The organism is Methylomonas sp. MS20 (assembly GCF_050275925.1).
GTDB lineage: Bacteria > Pseudomonadota > Gammaproteobacteria > Methylococcales > Methylomonadaceae > Methylomonas > Methylomonas koyamae_A.
The window spans coordinates 3,318,247-3,334,006 of sequence record NZ_CP189962.1 but is presented as its reverse complement, the minus strand read 5'-3'; the positions used below and the strand labels follow the sequence as shown (position 1 = coordinate 3,334,006).

General features: G+C 59.5%; 10 protein-coding genes. 3 read left to right on the top strand and 7 right to left on the bottom strand.

Annotated features, from left to right (window positions below; translation table 11 throughout):
- Positions 1-2: 2 nt before the first annotated feature.
- From ACQE3D_RS14860 to ACQE3D_RS14840, 5 genes are all read right to left on the bottom strand, one after another.
- Positions 3-1,223: an NAD(P)/FAD-dependent oxidoreductase gene (locus ACQE3D_RS14860; protein WP_313729910.1), complete on the bottom strand. Its 1,221-nt coding sequence runs from the start codon at positions 1,221-1,223 to the stop codon at positions 3-5.
- Positions 1,224-1,289: 66 nt separating this feature from the next.
- A complete protein-coding gene (locus ACQE3D_RS14855) occupies positions 1,290-2,582 on the bottom strand; it encodes an alginate export family protein (RefSeq protein ID WP_313729911.1) in 1,293 nt (430 codons plus the stop codon).
- 163 nt (positions 2,583-2,745) lie between these two features.
- Positions 2,746-4,497 carry an ABC transporter ATP-binding protein gene (locus tag ACQE3D_RS14850; protein WP_064028686.1) on the bottom strand — a complete coding sequence of 584 codons (1,752 nt, stop codon included), beginning with the start codon at positions 4,495-4,497 and terminating at the stop codon, positions 2,746-2,748.
- A gap of 10 nt (positions 4,498-4,507) precedes the next feature.
- Positions 4,508-5,521, bottom strand: a complete 1,014-nt coding sequence (locus ACQE3D_RS14845; RefSeq protein WP_168029609.1) for an ABC transporter permease — start codon at positions 5,519-5,521, stop codon at positions 4,508-4,510.
- Between the two features lie 183 nt (positions 5,522-5,704).
- Complete coding sequence (locus ACQE3D_RS14840; RefSeq protein ID WP_313729912.1) at positions 5,705-7,090, bottom strand: CmpA/NrtA family ABC transporter substrate-binding protein; 1,386 nt, start codon at positions 7,088-7,090, stop codon at positions 5,705-5,707.
- Between the two features lie 402 nt (positions 7,091-7,492).
- On the opposite strand from ACQE3D_RS14840, the gene ppk2 reads away from it, so the two are divergent.
- Positions 7,493-8,266, top strand: coding sequence for a polyphosphate kinase 2 (gene ppk2, locus ACQE3D_RS14835; protein ID WP_313729913.1), 774 nt, complete (start codon positions 7,493-7,495; stop codon positions 8,264-8,266).
- A 33-nt stretch (positions 8,267-8,299) separates the two neighbouring features.
- Here ppk2 and ACQE3D_RS14830 read toward each other — a convergent pair whose 3' ends face one another.
- Both ACQE3D_RS14830 and ACQE3D_RS14825 read right to left on the bottom strand, forming a co-directional pair.
- Entirely contained in the window at positions 8,300-10,585 is a 2,286-nt protein-coding gene (locus ACQE3D_RS14830) for a hypothetical protein (protein ID WP_313729914.1), read from the bottom strand.
- Between the two features lie 317 nt (positions 10,586-10,902).
- Positions 10,903-12,225 carry an alkaline phosphatase family protein gene (locus tag ACQE3D_RS14825; RefSeq protein WP_313729915.1) on the bottom strand — a complete coding sequence of 441 codons (1,323 nt, stop codon included), beginning with the start codon at positions 12,223-12,225 and terminating at the stop codon, positions 10,903-10,905.
- Between the two features lie 129 nt (positions 12,226-12,354).
- Here ACQE3D_RS14825 and ACQE3D_RS14820 point away from each other — a divergent pair, with 129 nt between their 5' ends.
- Both ACQE3D_RS14820 and ACQE3D_RS14815 read left to right on the top strand, forming a co-directional pair.
- Positions 12,355-12,705, top strand: coding sequence for a hypothetical protein (locus tag ACQE3D_RS14820; RefSeq protein ID WP_168029599.1), 351 nt, complete (start codon positions 12,355-12,357; stop codon positions 12,703-12,705).
- 1,782 nt (positions 12,706-14,487) lie between these two features.
- Complete coding sequence (locus ACQE3D_RS14815) at positions 14,488-15,759, top strand: MdtA/MuxA family multidrug efflux RND transporter periplasmic adaptor subunit (protein WP_313729916.1); 1,272 nt, start codon at positions 14,488-14,490, stop codon at positions 15,757-15,759.
- The last annotated feature ends 1 nt before the right edge of the window (position 15,760 follow it).

The window sequence follows — 15,760 nt, the reverse complement described above, 5'->3', positions numbered from 1 at the left end:
TCTCAGGCGGCCTCGGCGGTTGTCGCGCCGCCAAACAGTAAGCGCCGGCGTCTGTTGCTCACCGGCACGCCGTCGCGGACCAAGCGCAGATAGCCATTGGCATCGCCGGTATCGCCGTACAGAATCACGCCGATCGGCACGTCGCCGCGCAGTACCACTTTTTTATAGATGCCGAGGCCATAATCGACGAAGCGCAGGGTTTCGCTGTCGGCATCGCCGTCGAAGTCGCCGACTGAAAATAAATCGATGCCGGTGACTTTCAACATGGTCGCGGCGAAACCGGTCCGATAGCTGCCCGTGCCGCCGGCCAGTTGGTCGGCGCAGATTCTGGCTTGTTCGTAGACCGGCGCCACCAAGCCGAACAATTCGCCGCGATGTTCGATGCATTCGCCGACCGAGTACACGGAGGGATCGCTGGTTTGCATCGCATCGTCGACAACGATGCCGCGCCGGCAGCTCAGACCAGCCGCCGCCGCCAACGCGATATTAGGGCGGATGCCGGTGGCCATCACCAGCAAATCGGCGGGTAGTTTTTGGCCGTTGTCCAGTTCGACTTCGACGACGTGGCCGGCGCGGCTGGCAATCGCCGCGATCGTGGCGCCGAGTTGGAATTCCATGCCGGTTTCGGCCAGGTGCCGGCGCAGGAATTCGCCGGCCTGGGCGTCGAGTTGCCGGTTCAGCAAGTGGTCGGCGCGGTTGACCACGGTGACTTGCATGCCGCGTTTCAACAAGCCGTTGGCCGCTTCCAGTCCCAGCAGGCCGCCGCCCAGCACCACCGCGTGACGGCGCCGGGCCGATTTGGCGATCATTGTCTCGACGTCGGCGATGTCGCGAAAGCCCATCACGCCGTCGCAGTCGCGACCCGGAATGTCCAGCAGCAGCGGTAGCGAACCGGTGGCGATCAGCAGTTTATCGTAGTCCGCCGTCGTGCCGTCGCGCGCGATGACTTGGCGTCGCGTCCGGTCGATGGCGACCACGGCTTTGGCGGGGCCGCAGTGTAGCGTGATGGCGCGGCTCCGGTACCAGTCGAAGTCGTGGATCACGATGTCGGCGAAGTTTTTCGCGCCGTACAGCACCGGCGTCAGCATGATGCGGTTGTAGTTGCCGTGCGGTTCGGCGCCGAATACGGTGATGTCGTAAAGGTCGGGGGCGATTTGCAGCAGTTGTTCGACGGTCCGCATGCCGGCCATGCCGTTGCCGACGACGACGAGTTTCGGTTTCATGTTCTTGCCTCGATAACGTTGCGCCACGGGAGCCGGCCGCTACCGGCCGGCTCCCGTGCTAAGTCGTTAAAAACTGACGTTGGCCTGCAGCCAGATTTTCTGGGTATCGGTAAACGCGGCGTTTTCGGTGTTGAAATTGGCGTACTTGGCCAGCAGCGAGTAGTGCTTGCCGAATTTCTTCAAAATCGAGAAATCCCACTCGCTGCCGTATTCGACGCCGCCGGTGTCGTCGTAGAAATCGTGGTACATGCCGGTGACGATCAATGTATCGTTCATCGCCTTATAGCTGGCGGTGGCGAACACGTCGCGGATACCCTGGCCCAAGGTGGCGTTGCCCAACGGATTGATGAACAAATCGGCCCAGCCCTGGAAGGCGTGGTTGGTGCCCAGCGGCGTGTTGAAGGTCTTGTTCAATCCGTAACCGTTCAGCTGTTCCATCGCGCCTTGCAAGGTCAGGTTGAAAGCCGATAGACCGCCCATCAGGTTGATGCGGTCGGCTTGATAATGATTCGGGTTGTCGGCGTAATTGGATTGCTTGCCCCATTCGGCGGTGTACAGAAAATTCACGGTATCGAAGAACTGCGGCGATTTGCCGTCTAAGCGCAGGCCGTAGGTTTGCGAGGATTTGGCGTAATTGGCGCGCTCGCGGAAGTCCAGCCAGTAGCCGTAACCGATCAGGTTGCCCCAGTCGCCGACCTTGTAATTCAGATTCAGCACCGGCGCGTTCAAGGTGTCGGTTTCGCCGAAAATGTTTTGCACGTGGTCCAGGTAACCGGCGTTGACGGTCAGCCCGAACAGGGTTTGGTTGTTGTGAGTAACCAGCACCGAGTCGTAGGTCGACTCCATTTGCCGCCAGCCGACGTTGCCGATGAAGCGGTCGTCGTCGAATTTGATGCGTTGCCGGCCGACCTTGATTAAGGTGTCGGCGATGCCCTTGTAACTGAGCCAGAACTGGTTGAGCTCGCTACGGTCCGGGTCGGCGATCAGCGAATAGTCGCGGTGACGGTTCAACGTCGTGCCGCCCTGATCGTAGTCCTCCTGTAGCGCGTAATTGCCTTCGTATTCGGCGTAGGCTTGGAAATCGTAAAAAGTCGGCGACAGCAGGCCCAAGCGCAAGCGGGCGGTATTGGCGTTCGCGGTTTCCACCCGTTTCGGCGCCTTGCCGGGGATGATGGGGCCTTTGTCCTGATCGACGTTTTCCCAGCGGTAGTTCAAATCCATTTTGACGGCGCCGTTACTGCCGTAGTGGTAAAAATTCAGCGCGTCCTCCACCTCCTTGGTGATGTCGGCTTGGGCCGGCGTGCCGGCTCCGGCGATCGCCAGCACGCCGGCCGGCAAGATGTGTGTGGATTTGAACATGATGTCTCCTGGTCTGTGGTCGGTCGAAAGTCGGTTTGCCATCCGCCTAAGCCTGCAAGGCGGGAATTTCGGCACAAAGAGGTCGTAGGGTACGCAGCGCGTACCTGGTTGCATTCGGTTTGTTCATGGCTTGAAAAGGTACGGGATGCGTACCCAACAATATCTAATGGGTGTGGTCGCACTCCGCCAGAAAGGTCAGCAGGCTTTCCCGGTAACGGTAGTAGTCCGGATGCTCCAGCAGCGCCTTGCGGCTGCGCGGCCGCGGTAGATCGATGTCTTGTATCTTGCCGATCTTGGCGTGCGGGCCATTGGTCATCATCACCACCCGGTCGGCCAGCAGAATCGCTTCGTCGACGTCATGGGTGACGACGATGGCGGTGACGTGGGTGCGTTCCCACACTTCCATCAACACCTCCTGCAATTCCCAGCGGGTCAGCGAATCCAGCATGCCGAAGGGTTCGTCGAGCAACAGCAGTTTCGGCGACAGCGCGAAGGCCCTGGCAATGCCGACTCGTTGGCGCATGCCGTTGGACAGGTCGGCGGCTTTCTTGAACATCGAGTCGGCCAGGCCCACTCGGGTTAAGTAGTATTCGACGATGTCGTCGCGCTCGTCCTGGCTGGCGTGCGGATAAACCTTATCGACGCCGAGCATGACGTTGTCGAACGCGGTCAGCCACGGAAACAAACTCGGCGCCTGAAACACCACGCCGCGATCCGGGCCGGCGCCGTCGATTTCGCGGTTATCCAGAATGATGCCGCCTTCGGAAATATCGTTGAGGCCGGCGGTCATCGACAACACTGTGGATTTACCGCAACCGGAATGGCCGATGATGGACACGAACTCGCCTTTTTTCATCCGCAAGTCAAAACCGTCGACCACCTTGACGGTGCTGTTGCCGTCCGGGGTCGGATAGATTTTCGACAGGTTGGCGAACTCCAGATAGCGGGCCTTACCCAGATCGGTTTGGCTGGGCTTGAGCGCCGAGGTATCGAGTTTCCAGTCGTTGCTGGTGTTCGGACGCACGTCCGGCAGCTTGACCCGGTCGCCGACTTCGGCTTGGGCTTTTTGCAGGCCGATGTCCATCAGATAGCGGGTGATTTCGGCACGCAGACGTTTGAACTCCGGATCGTGGTTCAACGCGGCGCGATCGCGCGGCCGTTCCAGATCGATGACGAAATCCGGGCCGAAGGTGGCGTCAGGGCCGGGTTTCAGCGGGATCACCCGGTCGGCCATGTAGATGGCTTCGTCGACGTCGTTGGTGATCAGAATGACGGTCTTCTTGTCCTGCTCCCAGATTTGCAGAATCTCGTCCTGCAAGTTGCCGCGCGTTAGCGCATCCAGCGCGCTGAGCGGTTCGTCCAGCAATAAAATATCGGGGTTGGCTGCCAAGGCGCGGGCGACATTGACCCGTTGGCGCATGCCGCCGGACAGTTCGGCCGGGCGCTTGTCCATGGCTCGGCCCAGATTGACCATCTTGACGTATTTTTCGGCGTGGGCGCGGCGTTGCGCCGGCGTCCAGTCCTTGAAGATCGCATCGACGGCCAACGCCACGTTTTCGTAAACGGTCAGCCACGGCATCAGCGAATAGTTTTGAAACACCACGCCCCGGTCCGGTCCGGGTTCGCGGATCGCCGCGCCGTTTTTCAGCAACTCGCCGGCGTCGGCCTGAATCAGGCCGGCGATCAGCGACACCAACGTGGTTTTGCCGCTGCCGGAAAAGCCGACGATGGCGATGAATTCGCCTTCTTGTATGTCCAGATTGATGTCTTTCAGGATCGAGGTCTTGCTCCGGCCCTCGCCGTAGGATTTACAGACATTTTTCAATTCGACCAGCGGCGCGCGCGCGTCGTTGGCGGGTTGGTTGGTCGCGGTTTTTTGCATGGAAAGTTCGATGATTTTGGCGGGGGCATTCATGGCGGCGGCCTTACACTTTTTGGAAAGAGAATAGGTTTTGCAACGAGTGCATGATGCGGTCCAGCGCGAAGCCGATGAAGCCGATCGTGAACACCGCCACCATGATGCGGCTTAGCGAATTGGAACTGCCGTTTTGGAACTCGTCCCAAACGAACTTACCCAGACCCGGATTCTGCGCCAGCATTTCGGCGGCGATCAGCACCATCCAGCCCACGCCCAGCGACAAGCGCATGCCGGTGAAAATGAAGGGCAGGGCCGACGGCAGAATGATGCGCTTGATCTGGGTCATCCAGTCCAGCCGCAATACCTTGCCGACGTTGACCAAGTCGCGATCGATGGACGACACGCCGACGGCGGTGTTGATCAGCGTCGGCCATAGCGAGCACAAGGTCACGGTAATCGCCGAGGTGATGAAGGATTTCTCGAACCAGGAGTCGTCGGTCGTCACGTAGGCGGCGCTGACCACCAGCGTGACGATCGGTAGCCAGGCCAACGGTGATACCGGTTTGAAGATTTGGATCAACGGATTGAAGGCGGTATTGAGCACCGGGCTCATGCCGCACAGGATACCGATCGGCACCGCGATCAAGGTCGCGATGACGAAGCCGGCGAACACGGTGCGCAAGCTGGTCAGGATTTTGTCGAGGTAGGTTGGTTTACCGGTGTAGGGCCGGGATTTAATCTCGGCCTTGGGGTCTTCGGCCAGTTTTTCCTTATTGCGCAGTTCCTGGCGCTGGTAGAACTCGGCTTTCTTGGTCTGTTCGGCGGTGTGTTCGGCTATCAGACCGCCGACTTCGTCCCACACCGCGACCGGACCTGGAATCGTGCCCAGGCTGGTATTGACACCGGACGCCGACACGCTCCACAGCCCCAAGAACAGCGCGAAGGCAATCATCGGCACGCCCATCACCAAGAACAATTGCCGCAGTTGTTGAGCCGGGTTTTCGCCGGCGGCTATTTTGACCAGCGGCACGAACCAGGTCAGGCCGGTGATGTTGAAGAATTTGATGAGTTTGTTAGTCATCTGGATACCTCTGTATGTGATGTCGTAGATACGCACCGCGTACCTTTTTTCGGTCTTGACAATCGGATCGGTTGGCAAGGTACGCGGTGCGTACCCTGCGCTTGCTGCAAAATTTCGGTTGGTAAAAAAGATGCCTCCCTGCATCAAATCGCGTCCCTGCTTTTGAGCACCCACCAAAGGTTCTTAGTCGACGACCTTGCCGCCGGAAACTGTTTGTTTGCCTTTCAAGCCGATCGCGAACTTGGCCAAATAATCGTTGGGCTTATTAGCGTCGAACGGTACTTTGTCGATGAAGAAGTTTTGCGAAGGCTTGATGGCGGTGTCGGCCGGAAAGTCCTCGGCCTTGGCCTTGCCTTCGGCGACGAGCTCCTTCGCCGCGGCCAGATAAATGTCGGGGCGGTAGACATTTTTCGCGGTTTCCAGATACCAGTTGTCCGGTTTGGCTTCGTTGATCATGCCCCAGCGGCGCAATTGGGTCAGATACCAGACCGCGCTGCCGTAGGATGGATAGCTGGCGCCGTGGCGGAAAAAGGTGTTGAAGTCGGGTAGCGAACGCTTGTCCCCTTTCTCGTACTCGAAGCTGCCGTTCATGCTGGCCGCCAGTACCTCGACGTCGGCGCCGACGTATTGTTTTTGCGACAGCATTTCGATGGCTTCCTTGCGGTTTTTGTTGTTCTCGGCGTCCAGCCAGATCGAGGCGCGGATCAGCGCCTTGGTCACCGCCAGATAGGTGTTTGGGTATTTATCGGCCCAGGTCTTGGTGACGCCGAAGACTTTTTCCGGCGTGTCTTTCCACAGTTCCTCGTCGGTGATCACCGGCACGCCAATCCCTTTGAATACCGCTTGCTGATTCCATGGTTCGCCGACGCAATAGCCGAAGATGGTGCCGGATTCCAGCGTGGCCGGCATTTGCGGCGGCGGCGTTACCGACAGCAGTGCGTCGGCGTTGACCTGACCGGAAATATCCTGCGGCGGCGCGTAGTAACCGGGATGGATGCCGCCGGCCGCCAGCCAGTAGCGTAGTTTCAAATTGTGCGAGCCGGCCGGGAAGGTCATCGCCATGTTGAACGGCTTGCCTTCGGTTTTGTATTTGTCCACGACCGGTTTTAACGCGTCGGCTTTGATCGGGTGAACCGGTTTGCCGCCGTCCATCGGCACGTTGGGCTTCATTTGCTTCCAGATGTCGTTGGAAATGGTGATGGCGTTGCCGTTAAAACCCATGCTGAAGGCAGTCACGATGTCGGCCTTGGTGCCGAAGCCGATGCTGGCCGCCAGCGGCGCCGGCGCCAGCATGTGCGAACCGTCCAGTTCGCCGTTGACGACCCGGTCCATTACCACTTTCCAATTGGCTTGGGCTTCCAGTTGCACGAACAGGCCTTCGTCCTCGAAAAAGCCTTTCTCGGCGGCGACGGCCAACGGCGCCATGTCGGTCAGTTTAATGAAGCCGAATTTCAAGTCTTCTTTTTCCGGCTTGCCGGCCGCCCAGGCCGAACCGGCCAGGCCGGCGGCGATCAGCGTAGCCAAGGCCGCGATCAGAGATTTCGGAGCGAATGTCGTGCGATAAGTCATGGCGGATTCCCGTGGGTTTGAAAAAGTCAGGCCAAAAAAAAGGCGTCTACCCCGTTTCGTTACCGAAACGAGAGTTAGACGCCTTTGTCTGTCGGCTCTACGTCGAGCCTAAATTCAGTCGGCTCCTATCGCGGAGCCACGTTAGCCCGAAAGCAATTCGGATGCCAAAACCGATATTTCTGAGTCGCTTTGCGATAATTTAATTAAAAATCAATAATATGACTTGAGTTCGGTCGGTCGCGGTTGTCGGTGTGGCTTGTCGGTGTGTGGCCAAGTGAGATCAAAGTTGCACTCAATCGGTACGGTTTACGACATTTTGCACGCTTGTGGTGCGGTGCGATCACGCGCCGCCGCGAAACCGCTACACTGGTAGTCAGCCAATTCACTTTCGAGGATGCAGCCATGGGCAAAAACAAATCCGAACGACCGAATTACAAGGACGTGCTGCGGCAGTTGCAGGTAGAACTGGTCAAACTGCAAAGCCATATCATCAAGCACGGCGATAAGATTTTGATCCTGTTCGAGGGCCGGGACGCCGGTGGCAAGGACGGCACCATCAAGCGCATCATTCAGCATCTGAGCCCGCGCGAGACTCGAGTGGTGGCCTTGGGCAAACCGTCGGATCGCGACCTGGGGAGCTGGTATTTTCAGCGCTATACCGAGCATCTGCCGGCCGCGCAAGAAATGGTGCTGTTCAACCGCAGTTGGTACAACCGGGCCGGCGTGGAACGGGTCATGGGATTTTGCAGCGACGCCGATTACCACGAGTTCATCGAAACCGTCGCGCATTATGAGCAATTGCTGGTGCGTTCCGGCATCAAGCTATTTAAGTACTATCTGGATATCAGTAAGGAAGAGCAAAAAAAGCGTCTGAAGGCGCGGCTGGACGATCCGCTGAAACAATGGAAGATCAGCCCGATCGACAAAGCCGCCCAAAAGCATTGGCGCCAATACAGCGAGGCGCGCAACATCATGTTCGCCCGGACCCATCATTTATCGGCACCTTGGACCGTGGTGCGCGCCGACGACAAGCAGGCGGCGCGCGTCAACATTATCAAGGATTTATTGTCGCGACTGGATTACAAGGGTCGCGACGAGGAGTTGATCTTGCCGGACGGTAATGTCGTTTTCAACTACGAAGAAAGCTATTTGCATAACGGCATGATCGCGCCTTAGCCGGCGACCGCCGAGACGGCCGCCTGCCGCCCTTTACTTGGCGGGTTTCGCGGCCGGTTTCGCGGCTTCCGGCGCGGGTGTTGGGGTTGCCGGCCCTGGCGGTGCAATCGGCCCGTTCGCCGGCGCCGGTGCGGTTGCCGGGGTTTCGTCAGCGGTCGGCGGGGCGGTAGCGGGTCCGATATAGCCTTGTCGCCAAGCCCAGCCGGCGCCGGCCAGCAACGCGAGCAGCAACAACAGCGCGGGCCAGCGGCTGGGTTTTTCGCCGAACGGATCGGCCAGATGGGTTTCGGCGTCCTTGGGTAGTTTGGCGACGTCGGTCAGCAAATGGCCGAACGGAATGTTGATGTAGGCCTTGGCGTTGACCGCCCAGCCGCAGGCGTCCAGCAACGGCGCCAGATTGCGTTGGCGCAGTTTCAGAAAGGCGATGAACATCGATGGTCCGGAAACCGCCATCATGATGCCGACAATCACCAACGGCATTTGCCACCATTGCAAGGCCAAAAAGCCGCTAAATACCGAAGCCAGCGCGGTGCCGATCGCGCCGATCGCCAGACCGATGGCCGCGAAGATCCCGGCGAACTTGCCGACGTCGAAAGCGGTCGCGGCCGGCGCCTTGCCTTCGCCGGCCTGAGCGCCGGCTTCGTTGATACCCTTGAATGCGCCTTCGTGGGCCGCCTTGTCGCGGGCGCTGGCACTTTTTTCCAATTGTTCGTTAATCATCCGTGCCACCCGTTTATAGGGAGCCCAGAAGGCTTGCTGGATGCTGATCGGGTTTTCGATAATCTTAACGACGGTCGCGTCCCAGTCCTGTCCGGCGCGGTCGTAAAACACGCCGTTGCGGCCGACCCGCAAATTGTCGCTGTCGCCGTCGGTGAACGCGGCGGCAATCGTCAGTTTCTCGCTGCTGCCCTGGCGGCGGCATTCGCAGTACGCCAGAAATATCTTGCTCAGTTCGGCCAGTTTGCCGTGGGTGGCGACGTCGTCGACCTTAACGCACAGACGGCAAGCCCGGCCGTCCAGATACAAGGTACCGGCCTGAAAGATCGCGTGCGGCTCGGCGGTGTAAAAATCGCGGAAGGAGACGAAGTTGTTCAGCAGCCGGTACAGGTCGCGGTGATAGTGCAGCAAGCGGCTCAGGCCGTCGATCGCGTCGGCTTCGGCCTTCAGGGCCAGATCCTGTTCGATCAACGCCGCCAGCTTGGCTTGGGTGCCGCTTTCCAGATAGGTTTTGACGCTGGCGATCGGCAGGCCGGCGGCCGCGCTGGCCGGCTTTTGCGCCAGCCACGCCCGGTAGTCGGCAAACCGGCCGAGTACGTCCCGCCATTGGGCGTAGCTCAAACTTTCCAGCGTGCCGAGTAAGGGCGTCAGCACGTCGGCGCGTAATTGCGCTAGCGCCTCGCTCCAGGCCGGATTGAGTCCGCCATCCAGCGGCAGATCGCGGTCGGGCGCGATGGTGGCCAACGGCAGTTGCGCCACCGCTTCCAGCTCAGGCGCCAGATCGAATCCGGCCAGTTGTTCGTAGCGGGCGTCGCTGGGATTCAGTGCCGTGGCGGCGCGTTCGTCGAAGGCCGCCAGCCGGCAACGGGTAAAATAATCGTCGATTTTGGCCTTGATTTTGTCCAGCGAGGCTGCCGCCGACTCCGGGTCGGCGATGTTGCCGCGCACCTGGGCGGCTTCCCGGTCGCATTCCCGCCACCAGTCGTAATAGACCTGGGCGTCCGCGAAGAATTGCGTCAGTTTTTCGGCGTCGATGCCGGGTTCGCCGCAACGGTCGATCAACTCGCCTTGGCAGGCCATGATGTCGCTAATAGCCGCTTGGCCGGTTTCGTCGGCGGCGGCTTTGGCCGGGACGATGCCGTCGCCGTTAAAACGGGTTTCGGCAAAGATTTTCGCCATGTCGGCCAAATCTTCGTCGGTGATTTCGCTTGCTTGCGGTTTGCCCAGATTTTTCAGTACTTCTTTGGCGCAAGCCAGCAGCTGCTTGCCTTCCTCATCGTGGTCGTTGATCGCCGCCAGCGGCAGGCTGGCTTTTTGTTGCAGCAAATCGGCCGGGTTTTTCAAGACCTTCCCGACCCAGCGTACCGCCGCCAGCACCTCCGGTACCCGAATCCGGCCGTCGCCGTCGCTGTCGAGCAGTTGCAGCGTGCGTTCGTCGAAGTACAGACCGTGGGTCGGACAACTCAGCGCCGCCCACAATTTCTGATCGAGTTCCGGCAGCGCCAGTAAATCGCTGGCGCGCTTCAGTTCCACTTGGTCGAAACCGCCGAGTTTGGCGAAACGCCATTTTTCGGCGGGTTGGCGTGGATAGGCTTGATTCATCGGAGGGTCTCCCTGCTTGGTGGCGTACGATTGCAAATACTAACTGAAAACCGGAAATTCGCCGTCTCTGTCCCGGAAACGGCCGAACCTTGACATCGACAGGCGGGGGCGAGCCGCGAGCCGCCGGACTGGCGGCAAGCCTGAATCGGCTGGACGCGGCAGAGCTTAAGCCACTCGAAAACGGAGTGCAAATATCGGCCTCATATAAAAAGCCGTGTTCGTCTGTAAAGCGACCGCGGCTACCCAGGGATGGGCGACAACGAGCGATCGGCGCGAGGTCGGCGATAGTTTTGCTTCGGGCCTATTAATCCGGCGATTCATTCGAACGCGCCCAGCAAGCCTTCCGAGTTGGCGTCTCGTTCGCCGAGCGGCGCCAGGCCGAAGCGGGTTTCGATCAGCTTTAGGATGGCCGTCGTGTCGTAGCGGGTGTGGTCGATGTAGTGTTTTTTCGCGAACGGCGAAACCACGACGGCCGGAATCCGCGTACCGGGTCCCCAACGGTCGCCCTCGGGTGGGGCGACGTGATCCCACAAACCGCCGTATTCGTCGTAGGTGATGACGATGGCGGTGGAGGACCAGATCGCGCTGGCGCGAATTGCTTCGACCACGTCGCGAACATCCCGGTCGGCTTCCAGGATGCTGGAGTAGCCGGGGTGTTGGTTGCTACGTCCAACCGGCTTGTAAAACGCGACTTGCGGAAAGCCGGTTTTCAGGTCCGCGAACAAGCGCTGTTTGTCGCGCAAATGCTCGGCGCGGGCGGCGCTGTTCGGCGCGTAGTTGGCGTAGTAGATAAAGGGTTGGTGGTGGTACTGAAAGTTGTCGCCAAGGTCGCGGCCGGCCACGGCGTCGTCCCAACCGCCGGCATACCAGGCCCAACTCACGCCCTTGTCCGACAGGCGATCGCCGATGGTTGGCGCGGTTTGTATCGGCAGACGCCGTTCGGGGTGTTTGTCGTCGTGCGGTGGGAAAAACGGTTGTATCGTGCCGACCGCGTAGCCGTCCAAGGTGACGCTGGGATCGCCGACCGGCTTGCCGGTGGCCGGGTCGGTCTGCCAGTGCAACATCTCGTCCGGCGCATTGTCGAAACGCGGCGTGCAGGCGCAGATCAGCCATTGATGATTTAAAAACGAGCCGCCGTAAGCCGCCTGGAAAAAATGGTCGGCCAGCGTGAACTCCTTGGCATATTGCCACAGCGCCGTGCCGGCCAGATTGTAGTAGCCTTGGGTCAGTCCGCCGGCCGACGATAATTGCGCGAAACGGTCGTTACGGCCGGCGTTGATTTGCATCTGGTGGATGAAAAACCGGTGAGTCAGATCCGGGTGACGTTGGTTGGGGCTGATGTAACGGCCTATATCGAATGGGGCGTTGGCGAGATCGGCCGGGAAGCGCTCGTCGTTTTTGCCGTCGCTGCGAATCGGCGGCAGCGTGCCGTAGGGCCTACCGAATTCGTCGATTTGCGGCGGCGCCGATTGGGCGTTGCTGAGGCCGTCGGCGCCGGGGAACAGGCCGAACACATTGTCGAAACTGCGATTTTCCAGATAGATCACCAGGATGTGCTCGATGCGCGATAAATCGGCGGACGATGCCACCGTAGACAGCAGCGCGCCGGTCGCTAACATAGTGATCTGCAAACATTTCATCAATGAACTCCGGGATGTGGGGCGTAATAATAAGAAAACGATTAAATTCGGCAATTGCCGGCGGATTGGATTAGAATTCGACGCAACGATGGCACAACGCCCTCGCTCCGTAAAGATCTGGAGGCCCCCATGGACATCAATACCCAATACTCGCAATCCAGCGCCCTGACCACTCAGGCAACCCGTGATCTTAAAGCACCCAAAAGCGCCGAATCGGCGGAGCCCAAATCGGTTACGACGCCGGATCGCGATTCCGATAGCGACAATCAGGCCGTTGGCGATACCGTGAGCTTTTCCCAAGCCTCGTTGCGCTTGGCGCAAAACCAATCGAAGACCGACGCGCAACCGGCGCTGAATTCCAGCGCCGAAGCGCGCCGGGCCGCCGAGGATCTGGTGAGCTCCAGCGCGGCCAACCCGGCGGCTTTCTACGCCGCTCAAGGCAACGGTACGCGCATCAACGTTGGCGGTTTGTTAGGCTAATCTCAGCTACATATTTAGGTATTTTACGACGGCCGCGGGCTTCATGCCCGCGGCCGTTTTTTTGTCCGGCGGATTGCGATACCCACTCGCTTAACTCGTCACACCGGCATTCCGGGCCTGGGAGACGTAAGCTATTCGTGTTTTATAGGGGCGTTCGTTTAGAAGTGTTTCCCAACCCACGTCGTTTGGGCGCCTAAATTCCTTTGTGGCTTAAGTTTCTCCTCGCCCCCAAATCCGCTAGACGGATGTAGGGCATGGCCAGGGTGGGTGTCCTCGGCTGGGTAAAGCGATGCGGCAATCCCAAAAGGTCGGCATGCGCAAATAAGGCGCGCCCAACGTTTCACCGCGCCAGCCCAGAGACAAGCCGTACACTCGGCAGTCCGGATGTCGGCCCGACCGCCGGCGCCCATCAATTCGGCAGGCCGCTGCGCCGATTGCGGCCAAGTTGTCCGCGCCGCCGCGGTTCGTGAGCGTTCGGAACCGACTGGGTGGATTTCGTCGGCCACGAGCGGTTCGATCGTCAGGCTGGCCTGTTGAGATATACCAATTGCCTCACACACCAAGCAATTGACGCAGGCCGTTTTCCTGAACGGCTAGCCAGACAGTATCGATCCAATACAGAACGCTGGGGCAATGACGGTTGGGGCGATGCCCAACATGTCGATTGATTCCGGTGTGAAGTAGTCGTGATCGGGGAAGACTTGCTGTGACAGTAGTCGACTGGGACCACGCCGCGTTGTTGCCGAAACAGCAGTCGTCCAGCAATCGCCGATCCTGCAGCAACAATTCGTCGACATTCGACGGCCGGGTTCGGCGTTACCTCCAGGTCCCGATCGTATTCTCGTCACGGCCTATTTTAGAATGTCAAACCAAGGTTCGACACTCCGGATTCAAAGCGCGACCGAGCAAAGACGCCGGGTTGGATTATTCAGGGATCATCGCATGGCGCGCTAGCAACCGCTGTTTTTCCGTCCGGATAGCACGCCATTGCAGCGCATGGCATAAGTTTTGCCCTTTGACGGAGCATCGGCATCGCCATTCATCCGACATCTGACCAGGAGTCACCATGCGCATTTCCTTCAACTCCGCCAGCCTCGGTACCGCTCTGGCCGGCCGCGCGGGTTTATCCCAAGATAAGGTTAAACTGACCAGCGAATCGGCCGGTGTCGCTCTGATAAAGGCATCGAATGTTCCGGTGTCGGCTGTTGGTTTCAGTTCGTGCAGGTACCCGCGCCGGATTTGTCTAGACCTCCGGTCGCGGTTGACAGCTTTAATTACGATACCAGCATCAGGGTGCGGATCGCCCGCGGCCCGATGGTCGAGCCGGGCGGTACTTCCCGGCCAGGGACGGCGAATTGATGGACTGTAGCCAGTTCGCCGAGCGGTATTGCCTCGCCACCCACAAACTGAAGAGTTGTTGCTGGCATGCCGTGCAAGCCGCTGCCATACCTTTTGCTAACCCAATATGAGTTGGCTCTCCAAGCCACTGGCCGAGGCGGGAACTAAATCGCCGCTGTCGACCTAAGGTTCGTGAAACAATGTTTGCCAAAGGGAAATACCAAACGATGGCCAAGCCGCGGCTTCAACTCCGTTAGCAGGCTAACCGCCGCGACGCCGTCGTCAGTGTCCAGGTTCCAGCGATTAATCGATACCGCTTAAAGCCCGGCCGGCTCGCCTTGCTATGCAACCGTTTTTCGACTCTCGGCGGAACCGGCGGCCGCTTCGCACGCCTAATAACGACAATACCTTGGCAACCTTATATCCTCATATAGAATCCCTTGCATGACTAACCCAACCCCCATCGATGCTTCTATCCGGCGCCGCTCTCGCTGGTATTGGCGCGGCGCACTTTCTACCCTCTGCGTGATCGGTATTCTGGTCTATCTGCAATTCGGTCAGGCCGCGCCCGATACTAAAGCCGAGCGCGGCTCCAAAAACCGGCCGCCGTTCGGCGAGCGGCCGGACGCACCGGCTGTCGTGGCCATCCAATCCGCCGGTAGCGGCGATTTTCCGGTGTATTTAAACGCGCTAGGCACTGTCACCGCGCTACGCACCGTCACCGTCAAATCGCGCGTCGACGGCGAACTGGTGAAAGTGAACTTCAGCGAAGGGCAAATGGTTAAAGCCGGCGATCTGCTGGCCGAAATCGACCCGCGTCCGTTTCAAGTACAATTGCAGCAAGCCCAGGGCCAGTTGACCCGCGACCAGGCCTTGCTGCAAAACGCCGAACTGGACCGGGCCCGCTATCAAACCTTGCTGGAACAGGATTCGATTGCCGCCCAACAAACCGTTACCCAAGAAGCGCAGGTCAAACAATATCGCGGCAATGTCGAGATGGACCAGGCCCTGGTCGATAATGCCAAACTGCAGCTCGGTTACGCCAAACTGACCGCGCCGATTTCCGGCCGGGTCGGCTTGCGGCAAGTGGACCAAGGCAACATCGTCAGAGCCGGCGACACCAACGGCTTGGTGGTGATTACCCAACTGCAACCGATCAGCGTGGTGTTTACCTTGCCGGAAGACAAGCTGCCGGACGTGGTGAAGCGCTATCGCGAAGGCCGGGAGATTGGCATCGAAGCTTACGACCGCGCCGGGAAAACCAAGCTGGCCGACGGCAAACTGATCGCACTGGACAATCAAATCGATCCGACCACCGGCACCCTCAAATTGAAGGCCCAATTCGACAACCGCGAGCAAACCCTGTTCGCCAACCAGTTCGTCAATATCCGCATGCATCTGGACACCTTGCGCGGCGTCACTCAAATCCCCAGCGCCGCGCTGCAGCACGACAGCCAGGGGGCCTTTGTCTACGTGGTCGATGCCGAAAACATCGCCCATCTGCGCCGGGTGGAACCGGGGCCCAGCGAAGGCGAAAAGGTCGCGATCGCGGACCGGATTGCGCCGGGCGAAGCCTTGATCGTCACCGGCATCGACCGGGTCAAGGACGGCGGAGTAGTCGATGTCGCCGAAAAAGACGGTCAGGCGGTGGCGGCTAAACCGGATTTGCAGCCCCAGCCCGGCGGCGAATCCGGCCAACGCCGGCGGCGCGGTTAAG

Excerpts from the sequence above, each read along its gene's own strand:
- ACQE3D_RS14845 (WP_168029609.1), bottom strand. The coding sequence starts at position 5,521 with ATGACTAACAAACTCATCAAATTCTTCAACATCACCGGCCTGACCTGG.
- ACQE3D_RS14825 (WP_313729915.1), bottom strand. The coding sequence starts at position 12,225 with ATGAAATGTTTGCAGATCACTATGTTAGCGACCGGCGCGCTGCTGTCT.
- ACQE3D_RS14815 (WP_313729916.1), top strand. The coding sequence starts at position 14,488 with ATGACTAACCCAACCCCCATCGATGCTTCTATCCGGCGCCGCTCTCGC.
- ACQE3D_RS14850 (WP_064028686.1), bottom strand. The coding sequence starts at position 4,497 with ATGAATGCCCCCGCCAAAATCATCGAACTTTCCATGCAAAAAACCGCG.
- ppk2 (WP_313729913.1), top strand. The coding sequence starts at position 7,493 with ATGGGCAAAAACAAATCCGAACGACCGAATTACAAGGACGTGCTGCGG.
- ACQE3D_RS14855 (WP_313729911.1), bottom strand. The coding sequence starts at position 2,582 with ATGTTCAAATCCACACACATCTTGCCGGCCGGCGTGCTGGCGATCGCC.
- ACQE3D_RS14830 (WP_313729914.1), bottom strand. The coding sequence starts at position 10,585 with ATGAATCAAGCCTATCCACGCCAACCCGCCGAAAAATGGCGTTTCGCC.
- ACQE3D_RS14860 (WP_313729910.1), bottom strand. The coding sequence starts at position 1,223 with ATGAAACCGAAACTCGTCGTCGTCGGCAACGGCATGGCCGGCATGCGG.
- ACQE3D_RS14840 (WP_313729912.1), bottom strand. The coding sequence starts at position 7,090 with ATGACTTATCGCACGACATTCGCTCCGAAATCTCTGATCGCGGCCTTG.
- ACQE3D_RS14820 (WP_168029599.1), top strand. The coding sequence starts at position 12,355 with ATGGACATCAATACCCAATACTCGCAATCCAGCGCCCTGACCACTCAG.